The 15973-nt window shown below is 72.8% G+C and carries 16 protein-coding genes; 11 read left to right on the top strand and 5 right to left on the bottom strand.

All coding sequences use genetic code 11. From position 1 onward, the window contains the following. Positions 1-51 precede the first annotated feature (51 nt). A complete protein-coding gene (locus tag QNO07_RS03540) occupies positions 52-951 on the top strand; it encodes a phosphotransferase (protein WP_502961771.1) in 900 nt (299 codons plus the stop codon). A 52-nt stretch (positions 952-1003) separates the two neighbouring features. On the opposite strand, the gene QNO07_RS03535 is transcribed toward QNO07_RS03540, so the two are convergent. Both QNO07_RS03535 and QNO07_RS03530 read right to left on the bottom strand, forming a co-directional pair. Continuing rightward, complete coding sequence (locus tag QNO07_RS03535; protein WP_283989910.1) at positions 1004-1276, bottom strand: hypothetical protein; 273 nt, start codon at positions 1274-1276, stop codon at positions 1004-1006. 299 nt (positions 1277-1575) lie between these two features. Next, entirely contained in the window at positions 1576-2940 is a 1365-nt protein-coding gene (locus QNO07_RS03530) for an AAA family ATPase (RefSeq protein ID WP_283989909.1), read from the bottom strand. A 189-nt stretch (positions 2941-3129) separates the two neighbouring features. On the opposite strand from QNO07_RS03530, the gene QNO07_RS03525 reads away from it, so the two are divergent. The 5 genes from QNO07_RS03525 to QNO07_RS03505 all read left to right on the top strand — a co-directional run bounded on the left by QNO07_RS03525 (position 3130) and on the right by QNO07_RS03505 (position 8425). Further along, positions 3130-4782 carry a DNA repair helicase XPB gene (locus QNO07_RS03525; protein WP_283989907.1) on the top strand — a complete coding sequence of 551 codons (1653 nt, stop codon included), beginning with the start codon at positions 3130-3132 and terminating at the stop codon, positions 4780-4782. A gap of 416 nt (positions 4783-5198) precedes the next feature. Continuing rightward, complete coding sequence (locus tag QNO07_RS03520) at positions 5199-5945, top strand: phosphotransferase family protein (protein ID WP_283989906.1); 747 nt, start codon at positions 5199-5201, stop codon at positions 5943-5945. A 210-nt stretch (positions 5946-6155) separates the two neighbouring features. Then, entirely contained in the window at positions 6156-6293 is a 138-nt protein-coding gene (locus QNO07_RS03515; RefSeq protein WP_283989905.1) for a hypothetical protein, read from the top strand. A gap of 146 nt (positions 6294-6439) precedes the next feature. After that, on the top strand, positions 6440-7792 hold the full coding sequence (locus QNO07_RS03510) for a DUF1266 domain-containing protein (protein WP_283989904.1): 1353 nt from the start codon (positions 6440-6442) through the stop codon (positions 7790-7792). A 225-nt stretch (positions 7793-8017) separates the two neighbouring features. After that, on the top strand, positions 8018-8425 hold the full coding sequence (locus QNO07_RS03505) for a RidA family protein (RefSeq protein ID WP_283989903.1): 408 nt from the start codon (positions 8018-8020) through the stop codon (positions 8423-8425). Positions 8426-8480: 55 nt separating this feature from the next. Here QNO07_RS03505 and QNO07_RS03500 read toward each other — a convergent pair whose 3' ends face one another. Continuing rightward, positions 8481-10763 carry a HelD family protein gene (locus QNO07_RS03500; protein WP_502961765.1) on the bottom strand — a complete coding sequence of 761 codons (2283 nt, stop codon included), beginning with the start codon at positions 10761-10763 and terminating at the stop codon, positions 8481-8483. Positions 10764-11018: 255 nt separating this feature from the next. Here QNO07_RS03500 and QNO07_RS03495 point away from each other — a divergent pair, with 255 nt between their 5' ends. Further along, positions 11019-11225 (top strand): hypothetical protein, encoded by a 207-nt coding sequence (locus tag QNO07_RS03495; RefSeq protein ID WP_283989902.1) that lies wholly within the window; start codon positions 11019-11021, stop codon positions 11223-11225. A 222-nt stretch (positions 11226-11447) separates the two neighbouring features. On the opposite strand, the gene QNO07_RS03490 is transcribed toward QNO07_RS03495, so the two are convergent. Beyond that, positions 11448-12152, bottom strand: a complete 705-nt coding sequence (locus tag QNO07_RS03490) for a copper homeostasis protein CutC (RefSeq protein WP_283989900.1) — start codon at positions 12150-12152, stop codon at positions 11448-11450. A gap of 58 nt (positions 12153-12210) precedes the next feature. Between QNO07_RS03490 and QNO07_RS03485 the strand changes: the two genes are divergently transcribed. The 4 genes from QNO07_RS03485 (at position 12211) to QNO07_RS03470 (ending at position 15496) form a co-directional block, all read left to right on the top strand. Beyond that, positions 12211-12870, top strand: a complete 660-nt coding sequence (locus QNO07_RS03485; RefSeq protein ID WP_283989899.1) for an HD domain-containing protein — start codon at positions 12211-12213, stop codon at positions 12868-12870. Between the two features lie 21 nt (positions 12871-12891). Further along, positions 12892-13455: a TIGR03086 family metal-binding protein gene (locus QNO07_RS03480; RefSeq protein ID WP_283989898.1), complete on the top strand. Its 564-nt coding sequence runs from the start codon at positions 12892-12894 to the stop codon at positions 13453-13455. Between the two features lie 94 nt (positions 13456-13549). Next, the gene (locus QNO07_RS03475) at positions 13550-14029 is read left to right on the top strand and encodes a VOC family protein (protein ID WP_283989897.1); all 480 of its coding nucleotides are present in this window, start codon (positions 13550-13552) and stop codon (positions 14027-14029) included. A 216-nt stretch (positions 14030-14245) separates the two neighbouring features. Next, positions 14246-15496, top strand: coding sequence for a Cmx/CmrA family chloramphenicol efflux MFS transporter (locus QNO07_RS03470; RefSeq protein WP_283989896.1), 1251 nt, complete (start codon positions 14246-14248; stop codon positions 15494-15496). 102 nt (positions 15497-15598) lie between these two features. Here the strand turns inward: QNO07_RS03470 and QNO07_RS03465 are convergent, their stop codons facing one another. Then, the gene (locus QNO07_RS03465; RefSeq protein WP_283989893.1) at positions 15599-15802 is read right to left on the bottom strand and encodes a hypothetical protein; all 204 of its coding nucleotides are present in this window, start codon (positions 15800-15802) and stop codon (positions 15599-15601) included. Positions 15803-15973 lie beyond the last annotated feature (171 nt).

Below are 15973 nucleotides of genomic sequence, written 5' to 3'. Positions count from 1 at the left end.
CGAAAACGGGTTGAAGGCATGGATCGTGCCGCGCATGCTTCCACGGTGAAGATGCACGCCGATCAGTTGACGGTGCGGCCTGAGACGGTGCGCACACTGGTGGACCAGCAGTTTCCCGAGTGGCGGAGCCTGCCGGTCAGGAGCATCCGCGCCCAGGGCACGGCCAACGCCATCTTCCGCGTCGGAGATCGGTTCGCGGCCCGGTTCCCGCTTGAGTCCGCAGACGTCGAGTCGACGCGGCGCGGGCTGGAGGCCGAAGCGGAAGCAGCTCGCGAGTTGGCGGGCCGCATCCGTTTCCCCTCGCCCGAGCCGGTCGCGCTGGGTGAACCCGGGGCAGGCTATCCGCTTCCGTGGTCGGTGCAGACGTGGCTGCCCGGGGACGTGGCCGCGGACGAGGACCCGGGTGGATCAGTCGGATTCGCCCGGGACCTGGCGGATCTCATCGGAGACCTCCGGGCGATCGACACGCGTGGCCGCACCTTCGCCGGTACGGGCCGGGGAGGCGACCTGCGCTCCCATGACGCATGGATGGAGACCTGTTTCCGGCACAGCGAGCAACTCCTGGATGTTCGCCGGCTGCGCCGCCTCTGGACAACTCTGCGTGCCCTCCCGCGCGACGCGGCTGAGGACGTGATGACCCATGGCGATCTCATCCCCGGCAACGTGCTCCTGTCCGCAGGTCGGTTGGCCGGGGTTCTTGATGTCGGCGGCGTCGGACCGGCCGACCCGTCGCTGGATCTCGTGTGCGCGTGGCACGTGCTCGAAGCCGGGCCGCGGCAGGTCCTCCGTGATCGCCTGGGTTGCGGTGACCTCGAATGGGAGCGGGGAAGGGCGTGGGCGTTCGCCCAAGCGATGGGGTTGGTCTGGTACTACGTCGAGAGCAATCCGCCCATGAGCCGAATGGGTCGACGGTCCCTTGAGCGCATCCTGGACGACAGGCCGGTCACGTGAGCCCCCCTCGCAAACGCCGCCCAAGGGCGTTGGTCCCAGGGCCGGACACAGCTCACCCGCATGGCTCCCGCAGCGCGTCGATCAGCGTGTCGACGTCCGTCCACGGGTTGACAGTCTGCGGCGCCCGTCCCTGAACGGGCAGGCGCAACTCCCTGGCCCGTCGGCGTGCCGTACCGAAGTGGTCGGCCAGCTTCGCGTACTCCAGGTGTCTGCGCTGTGCCGTGTAGCCGCATGCGGCATGCCTCTCCAGCAGCCGCTGAGCCTGTGCGGACGTGCAGTAGGCGGCGGTGGAGGTGAAGTGGAGCAGCACCACGGTTCGAAGCACGGATTACTCAGCGCCATCCTGATGCCCTCGCGGCGGGCCAGGGCGAGAGCCTGGTCCAGGCCCGGATGCGGGGTCGGCGCTTCGACGTCGACGACACACCAGACCTCGTCGTAGGCCGTGTGGCGGTCCCGGGCGCTGCGGGGTGCGTTCTCCTGCCGGGTGACGGCGCTCGTACGAGGGCCAGGGGTTCACCGTGCTGCGGGGCGATGCAGACCTCCACGGGAGTGGAGCGCAGCTCGGCCCGGAGCCCTCTGAAGTAGTGCTGTTCCGTTCTCTCGCCTTCGCAGTGGATGAGGAACCTACGCCGCTCCGGGCGTTCCTTCCGGTTCCGCCTCAGCGAGCTCTTGCGTTGCAAGCCCTCTCCCCCTGTTGATGCCCGCGACGATGTCGTCGAGCAGGTCGTCGTCGAAGAACGGCACCGCCCCGTACCGGCCCACCAGGTAGCGCTTCTCGAGGTTCTCGCCGGAGGGGCGGACCTGGAAGTCCGTCATGGGGAACAGCCGGGTCGCTCCGCTGTCGTGGTCCTTCTCGGTGAACCACACCTGGTCCCGCTGCAGTTCGATCCGGGAGTTGCGGCCGAGCAGGTGCGCCTCGTGTGTGCTGAAGACCAGTTGCGCACCGCGGGTGTTGACGTGCGGGGACTGGAAGAGTCCGACCAGGGTGTCGGTGAGGTGCGGGTGAAGTCGGGCGTCCAACTCGTCCACGCACAGCACGGAACCGTCGGCCAGCGCGGTGAGGACCGGGCCGAGCAGTCCGATCCACGTCCGCGTCCCACTCGACTCGTCCGCCAGTCGCAGAGTGAACGTGCCCTGGTCTGTGCGGTGTTCCACGCTGACCCGGTCCCCCAGGCTCTCCTGGACATGGACGCGCTCCCCGATCACGTCCCGCAGCGCAGCCACCACACGGGCGCGATCGGCTTCCGCCTGAGGCTCCGGTTCCGACACCTCCAGCCCGGACACTCCCAGGTCCGCGTAGCGCAGCAGCGCCAGCAGCCGCTCCCCACCGGGGCGTTCGCCTCCCTTCAGGCAGAGGTCCACGGTGAAGTCGAGACGCTGCGTGAAGTCGGCGTCGGTCGCCACGCGCAGCCCTTCCCGGAACCACTGGTAGAGGCTGCCGAGCAGCTCATGGCCCTGCGCTGCGGCTACGGACAGGTAGAGACTGTTCGGCCGCAGAAGGTCGGCGATGGTCTTGCGGCGCCCGCTGAGCCCCCGGCCGAACCGCATGGCCTCGCCCGCGGTCCGCTCGAACAGCCGCCGCGGTTTGCCCTCGGGGTAACTGGACAACCACTCGGCCTCCACCCTCTCGTCGTCACAGGTGAAGCCGTACTCGTAGCGGACCTCCCCGTGGAGGAACTCGACGCTGTAACTGCTCGGCTCCCGACCGGGGTGCTTCCGCAGCGCGAAGGGCCGCCGCGGCACGCCGCCGGACGGGTCCCAGCGCCGGAACGACGAGAGCACGGCGAGCCGCATCCACGCCATGGCGTCGATGACGTTCGACTTGCCCGAGGCGTTCGGGCCGTAGACCACCGCCACCGGCACGGTGTGGTGCCTGGTGCGCGGCACCGCACGGTCCGCCCGGCCCTGCCTGGGACCGTCGGCGATCAGCGACAGCTCCTGCTCGTCACGCAGCGAGGCGTGGTTGGCGACCCGGAACCGCAACAGCATCTCAGCCTCCTGAACGACATCTCATGTGCGTTTTTCCCGGCTGTACCGTCATTCTCCGACGGTACAGCCGGAGAAACGACATGCACCCATCGGATTCACTCGCAGGAGGGACTTCCCCCGCGGATGCGGGACACTGGAGGACTGCCCCCGTGCCGGGGGCGGTGATGCCTGGGCCGGATGGAGAACCGCGTGAACACAGGTCCGCTGATCGTGCAGAGCGACAAGACGCTGCTGCTGGAGGTCGACCACGAGCAGGCCGACGCCTGCCGGCGGGCGATCGCGCCGTTCGCCGAGCTGGAGCGGGCGCCGGAACACATCCACACCTACCGGGTGACGCCGCTGGGCCTGTGGAACGCGCGGGCGGCCGGGCACGACGCGGAGCAGGTGGTGGACGCGCTGGTGGCGTACTCCCGCTACCCGGTGCCGCACGCGCTGCTGGTGGACATCGCCGAGACGATGGCCCGCTACGGGCGGCTGACGCTCACCAAGCACCCCGCGCACGGCCTGGTGCTGACCAGCACCGACCGGCCGGTGCTGGAGGAGGTGCTGCGGTCGAAGCGGATCATCCCGCTGGTCGGTGAGCGCCTCGACGCCGACTCGGTGGCCGTGCACCCGTCGGAGCGCGGGCAGGTCAAGCAGGTGCTGCTGAAGCTGGGCTGGCCTGCGGAGGACCTGGCGGGCTACGTCGACGGCGAGGCCCACCGCATCGACCTGGACGAGCGGGAGTGGTCGCTGCGGCCTTACCAGAAGCAGGCCGTGGAGGGCTTCTGGCACGGCGGCTCGGGGGTGGTGGTGCTGCCGTGCGGCGCGGGCAAGACGCTCGTCGGCGCGGGTGCGATGGCGCAGGCCAAGGCGACGACGCTGATCCTGGTGACGAACACGGTCTCGGCCCGGCAGTGGAAGCACGAACTGGTGCGGCGCACCTCGCTCACCGAGGAGGAGATCGGCGAGTACAGCGGCACCCGCAAGGAGATCCGCCCGGTCACCATCGCCACGTACCAGGTGCTGACGACCCGGCGGAAGGGCGTCTACCCGCACCTGGAGCTGTTCGACTCCCGGGACTGGGGCCTGATCGTCTACGACGAGGTGCACCTGCTGCCGGCGCCGGTGTTCAAGTTCACCGCCGACCTCCAGGCGCGGCGGCGACTGGGCCTGACGGCGACGCTGGTCCGCGAGGACGGCCGCGAGTCGGACGTGTTCTCGCTGATCGGCCCCAAGCGGTTCGACGCGCCCTGGAAGGAGATCGAGGCGCAGGGCTACATCGCGCCGGCGGACTGCGTCGAGGTCCGCGTCAGCCTCACCGAGTCGGAGCGGCTGGCCTACGCCACCGCCGAGACGGAGGAGAAGTACCGCTTCTGCGCGACCACGGAGTCCAAGCAGCGGGTGACGGAGTCCCTGGTCAGGCGGCACGCGGGTGATCAGACCCTGGTCATCGGCCAGTACATCGACCAGCTCGACGAGCTGGGCGAGCGGCTGGACGCCCCGGTGATCAAGGGGGACACCAGCAACGCCCAGCGGGAGAAGCTGTTCGACGCGTTCCGGCAGGGCGAGCTGTCGGTGCTGGTCGTGTCGAAGGTGGCGAACTTCTCGATCGACCTGCCCGAGGCGACTGTCGCCATCCAGGTGTCCGGCACGTTCGGCTCCCGCCAGGAGGAGGCGCAGCGGCTCGGCCGGGTGCTGCGGCCCAAGGCGGACGGGCACGAGGCGCGGTTCTACTCGGTGGTCGCCCGCGACACCGTCGACCAGGACTTCGCCGCCCACCGGCAGCGCTTCCTCGCCGAGCAGGGCTACGCGTACCGCATCGTCGACGCGGGTGAGCTGCTGGCCGACGACGGCGCCTGAGGGTGCCCCCGGAGCGGCCCTCCCGACCGGCCGAACGGAAGGAGAGGTCCCGTGGACGACAGGACGTCCCCCGACGCCGGGCGTCATCCCGGTGTCCGTGCCGGTCTCCGGCCCGGTGTCCGGCGCGCGCTCCGGCCCGGTGTCCGGCGCGGAGAGCGATCCTGGTTGGTTGCCGCTGGAGCAGTACGCCGAGACGGTCCCCAAGGCCACCTGCTTCGCGTGTGTCTGCTACACCGACGAGGAGGACCGACCGGCTGGTGCAGAGCCGGTATTCCACCCATGCGGTATCCGGTGGCCACGGCCCTGGCCTGCCAGCTCCCGGCCAGGACCAAGGCCCGGCGGGACGCGGTCAGCTGCGTGATCGCATGCGATAAACCCGGCGACGTGGGCGATCACCTCCGGGATACTGATCGCCCATGGATGAGGTCGAGATCGTCGTCGCCCATTCCGAGCGCGCGACCCTGCGCGTCGGCGACGTGTTCCTGAAGGTGGACACCGATCAGACGCGTATCGACGTCGAGGTCGAGGCGATGTCCCTGGCGCCGGTCCCGACCCCGAAGGTCCTATGGCGCAAGCCGCCCGTGCTCGCGATCGCCGCGCTCCCGGGGACGACGCTCGGGCGCCTCGGAGGGCCGTCGACCGGGGCGTCGGCGGCCTGGGCCGCGGCAGGCGCCGCCATCCGGAAGCTGCACGAAGCGCCGCTGCCGCCCCGGCCCGGCCGGGCCGGCCGGACCATCGCCGCGCTGGCGGCGGAACTCGACGACGAGTGCGAGTTGCTCGTGACGAACGGCCTCCTGCCAGCTGACCTGGTCACCCGGAACCGCCGGGTCGCCGAGGCCGCCCTCCGGCCGTGGACTCCGGCGTTCACGCACGGCGACCTGCAGATCGCGCACGTCTTCCTCGACGGCGACGAAGTGACGGGCGTCATCGACTGGTCCGAGGCCGGCCAGGGCGATGCCCTGTACGACCTCGCCACCTTCACGCTCGGACACGAGGAGCACCTCGACGACGTCCTCGCCGGCTATGGCACCGACATCGACCTCGACGTGATCCACGCGTGGTGGTCGTTGCGAAGCCTGCTGGCAGTTCGCTGGCTGATCGAGCACGGCTTCGACCCGTTCGCGCCAGGCTGCGAGATCGACGTGCTGAGATCCCGGGTGTGAGGCTGCGCCTGAAGGTTCAAAAGCCTCCTGTTGTTGGGAGTCGTAAGGTGCCGGGCTCTCATCGGGAGCCCCCGGTGGCTCTGCCGGTAAGCCGTCGATGGTGCGGGCATCCAGGTACTCGGCCCAGCTGGCGCTCGCCAGGTGGTCCACCGGGCCGCGGCGGACGCCGTGATGCCGAGAAGGTCGCTCACAACGACCGGGGGCAGCTCCGTGACTGCCTCGATCATGGCGGTGGTCCGGGCCCTGAGGATGGGCGAAGGCGACTTCGCGCGCCTGAGCGCCGTGGCGGATGCCCGCCGCACCGGCAGGACCGCCTACTTCGACACCTGGGACTGGACGACCGACTGAGCGGCAGCGTCACCTCGCCCCCGACAGGTCGCCCTGCCCCCGACAGGTCGCCCTGCCCCGCAGGTCCCTGCCGGGCCCGCCGGGCCGCGTGGCGGCGGCGGCTGGGATCATGGCATCCCGTTGGCCGGTCGAGACCAGGGGGACACATGCGGTGGGGCAGGAAGGCAGCGCGGGAGACGGTCGCGTGGACGCCGCCGGGGGCGCTGGAACAGGCACTTCTGCACGCCCGGCAGCATGCCGACTGGACCGCCTACTTCAACGCGCTGGCTCCGCACTACCTGTACTTCGCCACGCCCCGCGGACCGGTGGACGCCGTCCGCCAGGCTGAACTCCACCCGTTCTGGAACAAGTCCCTCGGCAGCCATTGCATGGCCTACTACACCGACGGCATGCTGCCGGTGCCGGGCGACAACCCCGTGTACGAGGGCGAGAGTCTGCGCAGCCTCGCCTCGTCATGGCCGAGCGACAGGTGGTGGCTGGCGGTGAACCCGGGCACCCCCTGTGAGGCGTACTTCCCGGGGACGATGGCCCACCGCGTGCAGTGGCGGGCGCACGCCGAGCAGGCGCCCTCGGGCCAGGCCATGCTGCGCACCCTGCGGGTGGGCGGCGTGCTCGACGGGCCACTCGCGCACGGGCTGGCCTGCGGCGCCCTGCTGTGCGTCTCCAACGGCTCGCTGTGGAACGCCGTGGCCTGGCACGGCAGGGGGTACTCGGGCGAGCGGAACCGGCTTGAGCAGGCGTGGGGCATCACCGACCGGATCGCCTGGCTGGCCCGGTTGGAGGAACTGCTGCTGGGCGAGTCGCTGGACCCGCTGTGGGAGGTGCTGCTGAGGCTGCGGCAGCAGATGACGCAGGCCACCGGCCGGGCGCCGGGCGTGGCGGAGTGGCAGGACGCGGCGGAGTACGCCTTGCGGCGTTCCGCCCGCCCGGCACCGCCGACCGCGGGGGCACGGGCGGGTTCCACAGCCGGGGACGGGGACGGCGCGGACGCGGCGCCGGACGGCGGTCCGGCCGCCGGTCCGTCCCACGGCCGCGAGCCGGAGTCCGAGCCAGACCGCGGACGGGAGACAGGCCTGGGCCGGGGAACGGGCCTGGGCCGGGCGGACCTGCTGGACCGGGAGGTGCGGCGGGCCCGGCACCTGATCGGGCGGATCGCCCGGTACGAGTCCCGGTTCCGGGCCGACGGGCTGCTGCCGGAGGACGGCCAGGTGCGCTCGGTGCTGGCCTGGTGCTACGGGCGGGCCTCCAAGATGGCCCGCTGGGGCCTGGGCGCCCGGTACGGCACCATGGCCGAGACCGAGCGGGCACTGGTCCGAGCGGGACGGGTGAGCCAGGTCTCCTACGAGTCCTGGGAGGAGTTCTCCGCGGGATACGTGCTGGGCCGCTGCCTGCACTTCGACCGGGACGAGGCAGGCTCCTGGTACACCGAGATGCTCGACGCCCACCGGCAGCTCACCACCGACCCCGAGAGCCCGTGGCTCCGTCTGCCGTGGCGGTGACGGAGACGGAGACGTCTCGCAGAAGCCCGCCACGCGCTGTGGAGACCATGCGCCCCAGGTCCGCATCTCCTGCCGGGCGAGCCCGTGAACTGCACGGTCACCGCCAGGTTCCCCAGTCACGGAGAAGTGCGTTCTTCCATGTCAGCGGCTGCTCTCCTACGGTTTCTGAGTAACCACTGGAGACCGGGAGCGTCCCGGTCCGTGGTGAACAAGGAGGCGGACAGCATGGCCATCACCCTGGTGAATCCCGACGGACTGCCGAAGATCGACGCGTACCGGCAGGTGGCGGTCGCCACCGGTTCGCGACTGGTCTTCGTCGCCGGGCAGGTCTCCTGGGACGCCGACGGAGTCACGGTCGGCGAGGGCGATCTCGCCACTCAGGTCGAGCAGTGCTACCTCAACGTCGGCACCGCTCTCGCGGAGGTCGGCGCTTCCTTCCACGACGTGGCTCGGCTGACCGTCTACGTCCCCGACTGGTCTCCCGACAAGATGCCGCTGTTCATGGAGGGAGCGGCCCGGGCGTCCGCGAAGCTCGGCGTCACCCCGGTGCCGCCGGCCACCCTGATCGGCGTCGCGGCGCTCGACGTGCCCGAGCACCTGGTGGAGATCGAGGCCACCGCGGTCCTGGACTGACGACCGGACGCCCGGTCGTCAGACGGCAGGTGCACCCGGCAGCTCCGCCCGCGCGTCAGCCGGCCAGCCGGGACGGGAGCGGGTCGGCGTGGACCACCACCAGGCCGGAGACGGCACGGGTGAGGGCGACGTACAGGCGGCGCAGCCCGGTGCGCTCGTCGGGCTCGCCCGCGACGACGGCGGCCGGTTCGTCGAGCACCACGTGGTCGTACTCCAGGCCCTTGGCGAGCGTGGCGGGCACCAGCGTCAGCCGGGACGACGCGGTGGTCTCGGTGCCGGGCTCCAGATGGCCCAGCCCGGCGGCGTCGAGCGCGGCGGCGAGCTGCGGGACGCGGGCGTCGGCGGCGATCAGGCCGACCGAGCCCTCCCGGGTGAGCGCCTCCCGGCAGGCGGCGAGCACGGCGTCGTCGAGCCGTGCCGGGTCGCACGGGCGCACGGCGAAGTCGCCGGGCGACTCGCGCACGGAGGTGGCGGGCGCCAGGCCGGGCGCGATCGCCGGGAGCAGCCGGGAGGCGTAGTCGATGACCTGGCGCGGCACGCGGAAGCCCCGGGTCAGCTCCTCCACGACGGCGTCGGGCTTGCCCAGGTGGCGCAGCGCCTCGGCCCAGTCGGCGGTGGCCCACGGGGTGGTGCCCTGGGCGAGGTCGCCGAGGACCGTGACCGAGCCGGTGCTGCACCGGCGGCCGACCGCCCGGTACTGCATGGGCGACAGGTCCTGCGCCTCGTCCAGCACGACGTGGCCGAGTGAGCCGGTGCGGGAGACGAGGTCGGCCGCCTCGTCGATCAGCACCGCGTCGGCCGCCGACCAGCGGGCCGACCGCACGCTCCGGGCGGGCTTCGCCCACCGGATCGCCCGCTGCTCGTCCTCGTCGAGCACACCGTGGGCCTGCCCGGCGAGGAAGTCGGCGTCACCGAGCAGCCGCAGCACCAGCTTTGCCGGGTCGACGGCCGGCCAGACCTCCTTGACCGTCGCCTTGACGGCCGCGTTGCGGGCCACCGCGTCCTGCACCCGGTCGTCGGGTGCCTCACCCGACTGCTCCATACGGACCAGCACGGCGTGCGCGATGCGCTGCGGCAGAGCGTCGCGGGCGGCGCCGTAGCGGATGTCGCGGGCCAGCAGTTCGTCGACGAGCGCGGCGAGTTCGTCGGCGGGCACCCGCCAGCGGCGGGAGCCGCGCACCACGACGCACGGTTCGGTGGGCCGCCGCACGCCGGACCGGACCGCGCGGCGCAGCACCTCGGCCATCCGGGGGTCACCCTTGAGCCGGGCGGCGAGCGCGTCGTCGGTGCCGGTGACGGGCACGTGCGCCACGAGGTCGGCGACGGTGGACTGCCGGACCGCCAGTTCGCCGAGCGCGGGCAGCACCTGCTCGATGTAGTGCAGGAACGACCGGTTCGGCCCGATGACGAGAGTGCCGGTGCGGGCCAGCCGCTCCCGGTGCGCGTACAGCAGGTACGCCACCCGGTGCAGGCCGACGGCCGTCTTTCCGGTGCCGGGCGCTCCCTGCACGCACACCGAACCCTCGACCCCGGCCCGCACGATGCGGTCCTGCTCGGGCTGGATGGTGGCGACGATGTCCCGCATCGGGCCGACGCGGGGCCGTTCGATCTCGCGTTGGAGCAGGGCGCTGCCGCGCACGTCCGCGGCGGTGTCGCCAGCCGTGGGGTCGCCGCCAGCGGGGGCGCCTCCGGCAGGGGCGCCCAGGGGCTCGTCCTCGTAGGCGGTCAGTTCGCCACCGGTGTAGCCGAAGCGGCGCCGCAGTTCGACGCCGAGCGGGTCGCGCCGGGAGGCCCGGTAGAAGGGCTGCGAGACGGGTGCCCGCCAGTCGACCACCATCGGGTCCCCGTCGGCGTCGTGCACATGCCGGCGGCCGATGTAGAAGCGGTTCCCGGTGTCGCCCTCGGCCTGCCCGGTGGGCCGGACCTGCCCGTCGGGGTGGGCGTGCCCGTCGGACAGCGCCGCCGGGCCGGGCTCGGCGCGGTAGTCGAGGCGGCCGAAGAACAGCGGGGTGTGCGCGAGGTCGGCGAGCGAGGTGATGCGCTTGTCCAGCTCGGCCTGGAGGACTTCCGCGTTCACCCAGTTGGCGGTGACGTCCTTGATGTCCAGCGCCGCCGCGTCGGCCCGCATGGCGCGCAGCGCGGCGCGGGACGCCGCGAGGTGCGCGCGCTCGCGCTCCAGCGGTCCGCCGGGCGCGGGAGCCGGTTCGTCGGGCCCGTGCGCGGGTGCGGTGTCGGTGCGGGGCCGGGGCGCAGCGGGGGCGTCGCTCCCGGCAGGTGCGGCAGGTGCGGGAGTGGGGGCGGTCCCGGGGTCGGCGGGTGGGTGGGCAGGGGCGGGCACGGCACGGCCTCCGGCGGGTTACGGGTGCGGGAACGGCGAGTGCCGGCCGATTACCGTCCGGCCGGGGGCCTCCCCGGTCCGGGAGGCGGCAGACGGGCGAGTGTACCGGCGCCTCCGGGCACGGGCGACCGGTTTTCGCACCGGCCCGGAGGCGACCCGTAGGGGTCGCGCTCACCCGCCGGGCCTACGGTCCGCATGGGACGAATCGGTCGTGGGACCGATGTGCGGCGAACGGGTGAATCGCATGCTGGATGCATGACTACCGCATCGCTCACTCCCGCTGTGGGTGGTCGGAGCCGGGGCGCGACCGCCATCGGACCGGCCGACGCCCACACCCGCCATCTGCTGGGCAACAGCCTCCGTGCCGTCCGGGTCTTCTTCGGCGCCGCGATCGACATCGCCGTGCTGGGCCGGATGGACGACGGCACCGCAGCCGCCGCCGGCATCCACCGCCGCCACTGAACGTCCCGTCTCCGGACCTCCGCCGACCCTGACTCCCGCCATACCGACCTCCGCCCCCGACCCGCGGGCTCCGAGGTCCGGGCTCCGAGGTCCGAGGTCCGAGGTCCGGCGACGGCTGGCACGCCCCCCGACGTGCAGCCGCCACTCCTCCCGGGCCCGGTCCGGTGCGACCGACCGCGCCAGGCCTGAGGTGCCAGGCCCCCGGGCGCCAGGTGTCAGATGTCAGGCGTCGAGCGCCGTGCGCCAGCGGCGCACCGCGTCGGCGTCCACCGGCGCCTGCCAGCCCTGCGGACGGGCGGCGCCGCCGATGTGGAAGGCGTCGAGTCCCGCCGCGCGCAGCTGCGGCAGGTGATCCAGGCGCAGGCCGCCGCCCACCAGGATGCGCGCCTCGAAACCGGGGTCCCCGGCCAGCGTGCGCGCGCTCTCGGCCAGCAGGACGTCCAGGCCGTCCTGCACACCGGTGGCCGACCCGGCGGTGAGGTAGGTGTCCAGGCCCGGCAGCTCGGCGAGGGACTTGCGCAGGCTCTCCCGGTCCGCGGCCCGGTCGATGGCCCGGTGGAAGGTCCAGCGGGCGCCGTGGACGACCTCCAGCAGCGCGCCGACCGCGTGCAGGTCGGGCTGCCCGGTGGTCCCGTCGAGGAAGCCGAGCACGAACTCGTCGGCACCCTCCGCGCGCAGCAGCTGGGCCTGGGCGCGCAGCGCCGCGATGTCGGCGGCGTCCCCGGCCGCGAAGCCGTCCGTCGTGCGCAGCATGACGCGGATCGGGATGTCCACCGCGGCACGCACCGCGGCGAACGTCTCCCGGCTGGGGGTGAGCCCGTCAGCGGCGATATCGCTGACCAGCTCCAGGCGGTCCGCCCCGCCGGCCCGGGCCGCTTCCGCGTCCTCCGCGCTGAGCGCGATCACCTCGAGAATTGGTCTAGACATATAACAAAGAGTGCCACAGACCCCGCGACCGGGGAAGGTGCACTACACAATTGGTTCCATGACCGAGCCCCGCACCCCCGACCGCTCCGACCTGCTCGCCCGGTGGAACGCGTTGCTGACCCGGTCGCGCGGGACCGCCGACGGCCCCGACCCGGAGCCCTACGGCGCCGAACTGCTGGCCCGCTGGGCCGAGCCGCAGCGCCGCTACCACACCACCGCGCACCTGGCGGCGGTCCTGGACCGCCTGGACGAGCTGGGTGCCCACGCCGACGACCCGGAGGCGGTGCTGCTGGCCGCCTGGTTCCACGACGCCGTCTACCGGCCCGACCGCAGCGAGAACGAGGAGCGCAGCGCCGCCCTGGCCGAGCGGGCCCTGCCGGAGGCGGGGGTGTCGGCGGCCCGCACCGCGGAGGTCGCCCGCCTGGTCAGACTGACCGCGACCCACGACCCGGAGCCCGGCGACCGCAACGGCGAGACGCTGTGCGATGCCGACCTGGCCGTGCTGGCGGGCAACCCGCAGGAGTACGCCGCCTACGCCGCCGCCGTGCGGGAGGAGTACGGCTTCCTGCCCGACGAGGTGTTCCTTCCCGGCCGCGCCGGGGTGCTGCGCTCCCTGCTGGCGCTGCCCGGCCTGTTCCGCACCGAGCACGGCCGGCGCCACTGGGAGCACCACGCCCGGCGGAACCTGACCACCGAACTGGAGTTGCTGTCAGCCTGAGGGCGCTGTCAGCTTGAGGGTATGGAACAGCTCGAAGCCTTCGACCGCGCGCACGCGGAGTTCGACCGCCGGGTGCGCGCCGTCCCCGACGACCGCTGGACCGCGCCCACGCCGTGCACCGAGTGGTCGGTGCGCGACCTCGTCAACCACCTCACCGCCGAGCACCTGTGGGCGCCGCCGCTGCTGAGCGGAGCGACGCTGGAGGAGGTCGGCGACCGCTTCGACGGCGACGTGCTGGGCGACGACCCGGCCGCCGCCTGGGCGAGCGCCTCCGCCGCGTCCGTGCCCGCGTTCCACCGGCCCGGCGCGCTCGACCTGCCGGTACACACCTCCGGGGGCCGGAGCCCGGCGGAGGAGTACGCGTGGCAGATGACGCTGGACCTCGCCGTGCACGCCTGGGACCTGGCCCGCGGCGCGGGCCTGGACGACCGGCTCGACCCCGAGCTGGCCGCGGCCGTGCTGGAGCAGGTCCTCCCGATGGCGGACGCCCTGCAGGGCACCCCGATGTTCGCCGCGCCCGTCCCCGTGCCCGCCGACGCCCCCGCGCAGGACCAGCTGCTGGGCCTGCTCGGCCGCCGACTGTGAGGGTCCGCGCACATCCGCAGGGCCGCATGCGATGAGTTCGCGGCGCGGCGGCCGTCGGTAAGGGGTGACAGCACTTCACCCGCAGGAGGCAGCGATGACAACCGAGGGCTTCACCACGTGCCTGTGGTTCGACGGGCAGGCCGAGGAGGCGGTCCGGCACTACGTCTCGGTCTTCGAGGACAGCCGGGTCGGCGAGACGGTCCGCATGCCCGAGGGCGGTCCGGGCCCGGCCGGGACGGTACTGACCGTCGAGTTCGAACTGAACGGCCAGAAGTTCGTCGCGCTGAACGGCGGCCCCCAGTTCACCTTCAACGAGGCCGTCTCGTTCCAGATCCCCTGCGCCGACCAGGCGGAGGTGGACTACTACTGGGACCGGCTCACGGACGGCGGCGAGGAGAGCATGTGCGGCTGGCTCAAGGACAGGTTCGGCGTGTCCTGGCAGGTCGTGCCCACCCCGTTCACCGCCATGCTGCGCGACCCCGACCCGGCGAAGGCGCGGCGCGCCACCGAGGCCATGATGACCATGCGCAAGCTCGACCTGGCCGCCCTGGAGAAGGCCTACGCGGGCGAGTAGTACGAGTGGTACCCCGGCGGGTAACCCCCGGGCGGGCCGGCCGCGGTGGGACGGCCGGAGGTGAGGCGGGCGCCCGGACGGGGGGCGGGCGCCCGCTTTCCTGAAAGGGCAGGCTCTGGGACGAACGGCCGAACGGGAATGCGTCGACCGGGTCCGGTGTTGCCGCCGTACGTGCCCTCTGACGCCCCGCCCGACCACGCCGCCGGCCGTGCCCGCATGCCCGCAGCCGTGTACGTGCTGGGGCTCTCCGTCTTCGCGCTCGGCACCAGCGAGTTCATGCTCGCGGGTCTGCTGCAACCGGTCGCCCGCGATCTCGACGTCACCATCCCGCAGGCCGGGCTGCTGATCTCGGCCTTCGCCATCGGCATGGTGGTGGGCGCGCCCGTGCTCGCCGCGGCGACCCTGCGCCTGCCGCGACGCACCACGCTGATCGCGCTGCTGGCGGTCTTCGGGCTGGGCCAGGTGGCCGGGGCGCTCGCTCCGACCTACGGCGTGCTGTTCGCCTCGCGGGTGGTCAGCGCACTCGCCTGCGCCGGTTTCTGGGCGGTCGGCGCGGCGGTCGCGGTGTCGCTGGTACCGGTCAACGCCCGTGCCCGCGCGATGGCCGTCATGGTCGGCGGGCTGAGCGTCGCCAACATCGCAGGCGTGCCGGCGGGCGCGTTCCTCGGCCAGGAGTTCGGCTGGCGGTCCGCGTTCTGGGCGGTGGCCGCCCTGTCCGCCGTCGGGCTGGTGGGCGTGGTCACCGTCGTCCCGGGCACCCAGCCGCCCACCGGGGCCGACCGTCCGGTGCTCCGCAGGGAGCTGCGCATCTACACCGACCGGCAGGTGTGGCTGGCGCTGGCCGTGACCGCGCTCAACGGCGGTGCCGTCTTCGCGCTCTTCTCCTACCTCTCGCCGCTGCTCACCGAGACCGCCGGACTGGGCGAGCGCTGGGTGCCGACGGTCCTCGGCCTGTTCGGCGTCGGCGCGCTCATCGGCACGGTCGTCGGCGGCCGGGTCGCCGACGGGCGCCTATTCGGCACGATGTACCTCGGCATAGCCGCCTCGACGACCGTGCTGGCCCTGCTCGCGCTCACCGCACACCACCCGGCGGCGGCCGTCGGACTGTCGCTGCTGCTGGGCGTCACGGCCTTCTTCACCGCGCCCGCGCTCAACGCCCGCATGTTCGACGTGGCCGGTGCCGCCCCCACCCTCGCCGGTGCCACCACGACCGCCAGCTTCAACATCGGCAACACCGTCGGCCCCTGGCTGGGCGGCCTGGTGATCAGCGCCGGCTGGGGCTACCCGGCCGTCGCCTGGACCGGCGCCCTGCTCGCCGCCCTCGCCCTCACCGGTACGGCACTGGCCGCCCACTGGCACCGCACAGCGGCGGCGACCACCACCCGCACCCGCATCGTCGAGACGGCAGCGGGCGGCGACCATCCAGGCGCGGCAACCACCGACCAGCCGGCCGACCGCCTGCCCTGAGGCGACTCGCACACTGCCGATCCGGACCGGGGAGGCGCGTGGACAAGGGACACGCCAAGGCCACTCTCACCTCGTCCTGCCCCGGGCAGGAACGTCCGTGCGCTACGGCAACGTACGCGGGTCGACGCCGCCCGGGGTCACGGAGACCTCGGTGACGCCCTGGTCCACGACCCCTGCCGCCGCGAACGCGATCCGCACCTGACGTACGGCCACGTCCACGGCTTCCCCCGGTGTCGCCGCGCCGATCTGGAACGTACCGCCCGCTGAGACCACGGGCGAGGCGGCGCCACCGCTCAGGGTCGCCACCGCCACGAACTCGTGGGGCCCCCAAGGAGAGCTTCGGCCAGACGTCGGCACAGCTCCGAAGAATCACGGGCGGGCCCCGCCAGCAGCAACTGCGCGTGGACTTCCCACTCCGCCATGTTCGTCTCCCGTTTCGGTGTCACACCACTCTGGCCCTCTCGAACCCGCATCGCC

Origin of the sequence: Streptomyces sp. 549 (assembly GCF_030124175.1) — a bacterium.
GTDB lineage: Bacteria > Actinomycetota > Actinomycetes > Streptomycetales > Streptomycetaceae > Streptomyces.
This window is presented reverse-complemented; position numbering and strand designations above follow the sequence as displayed.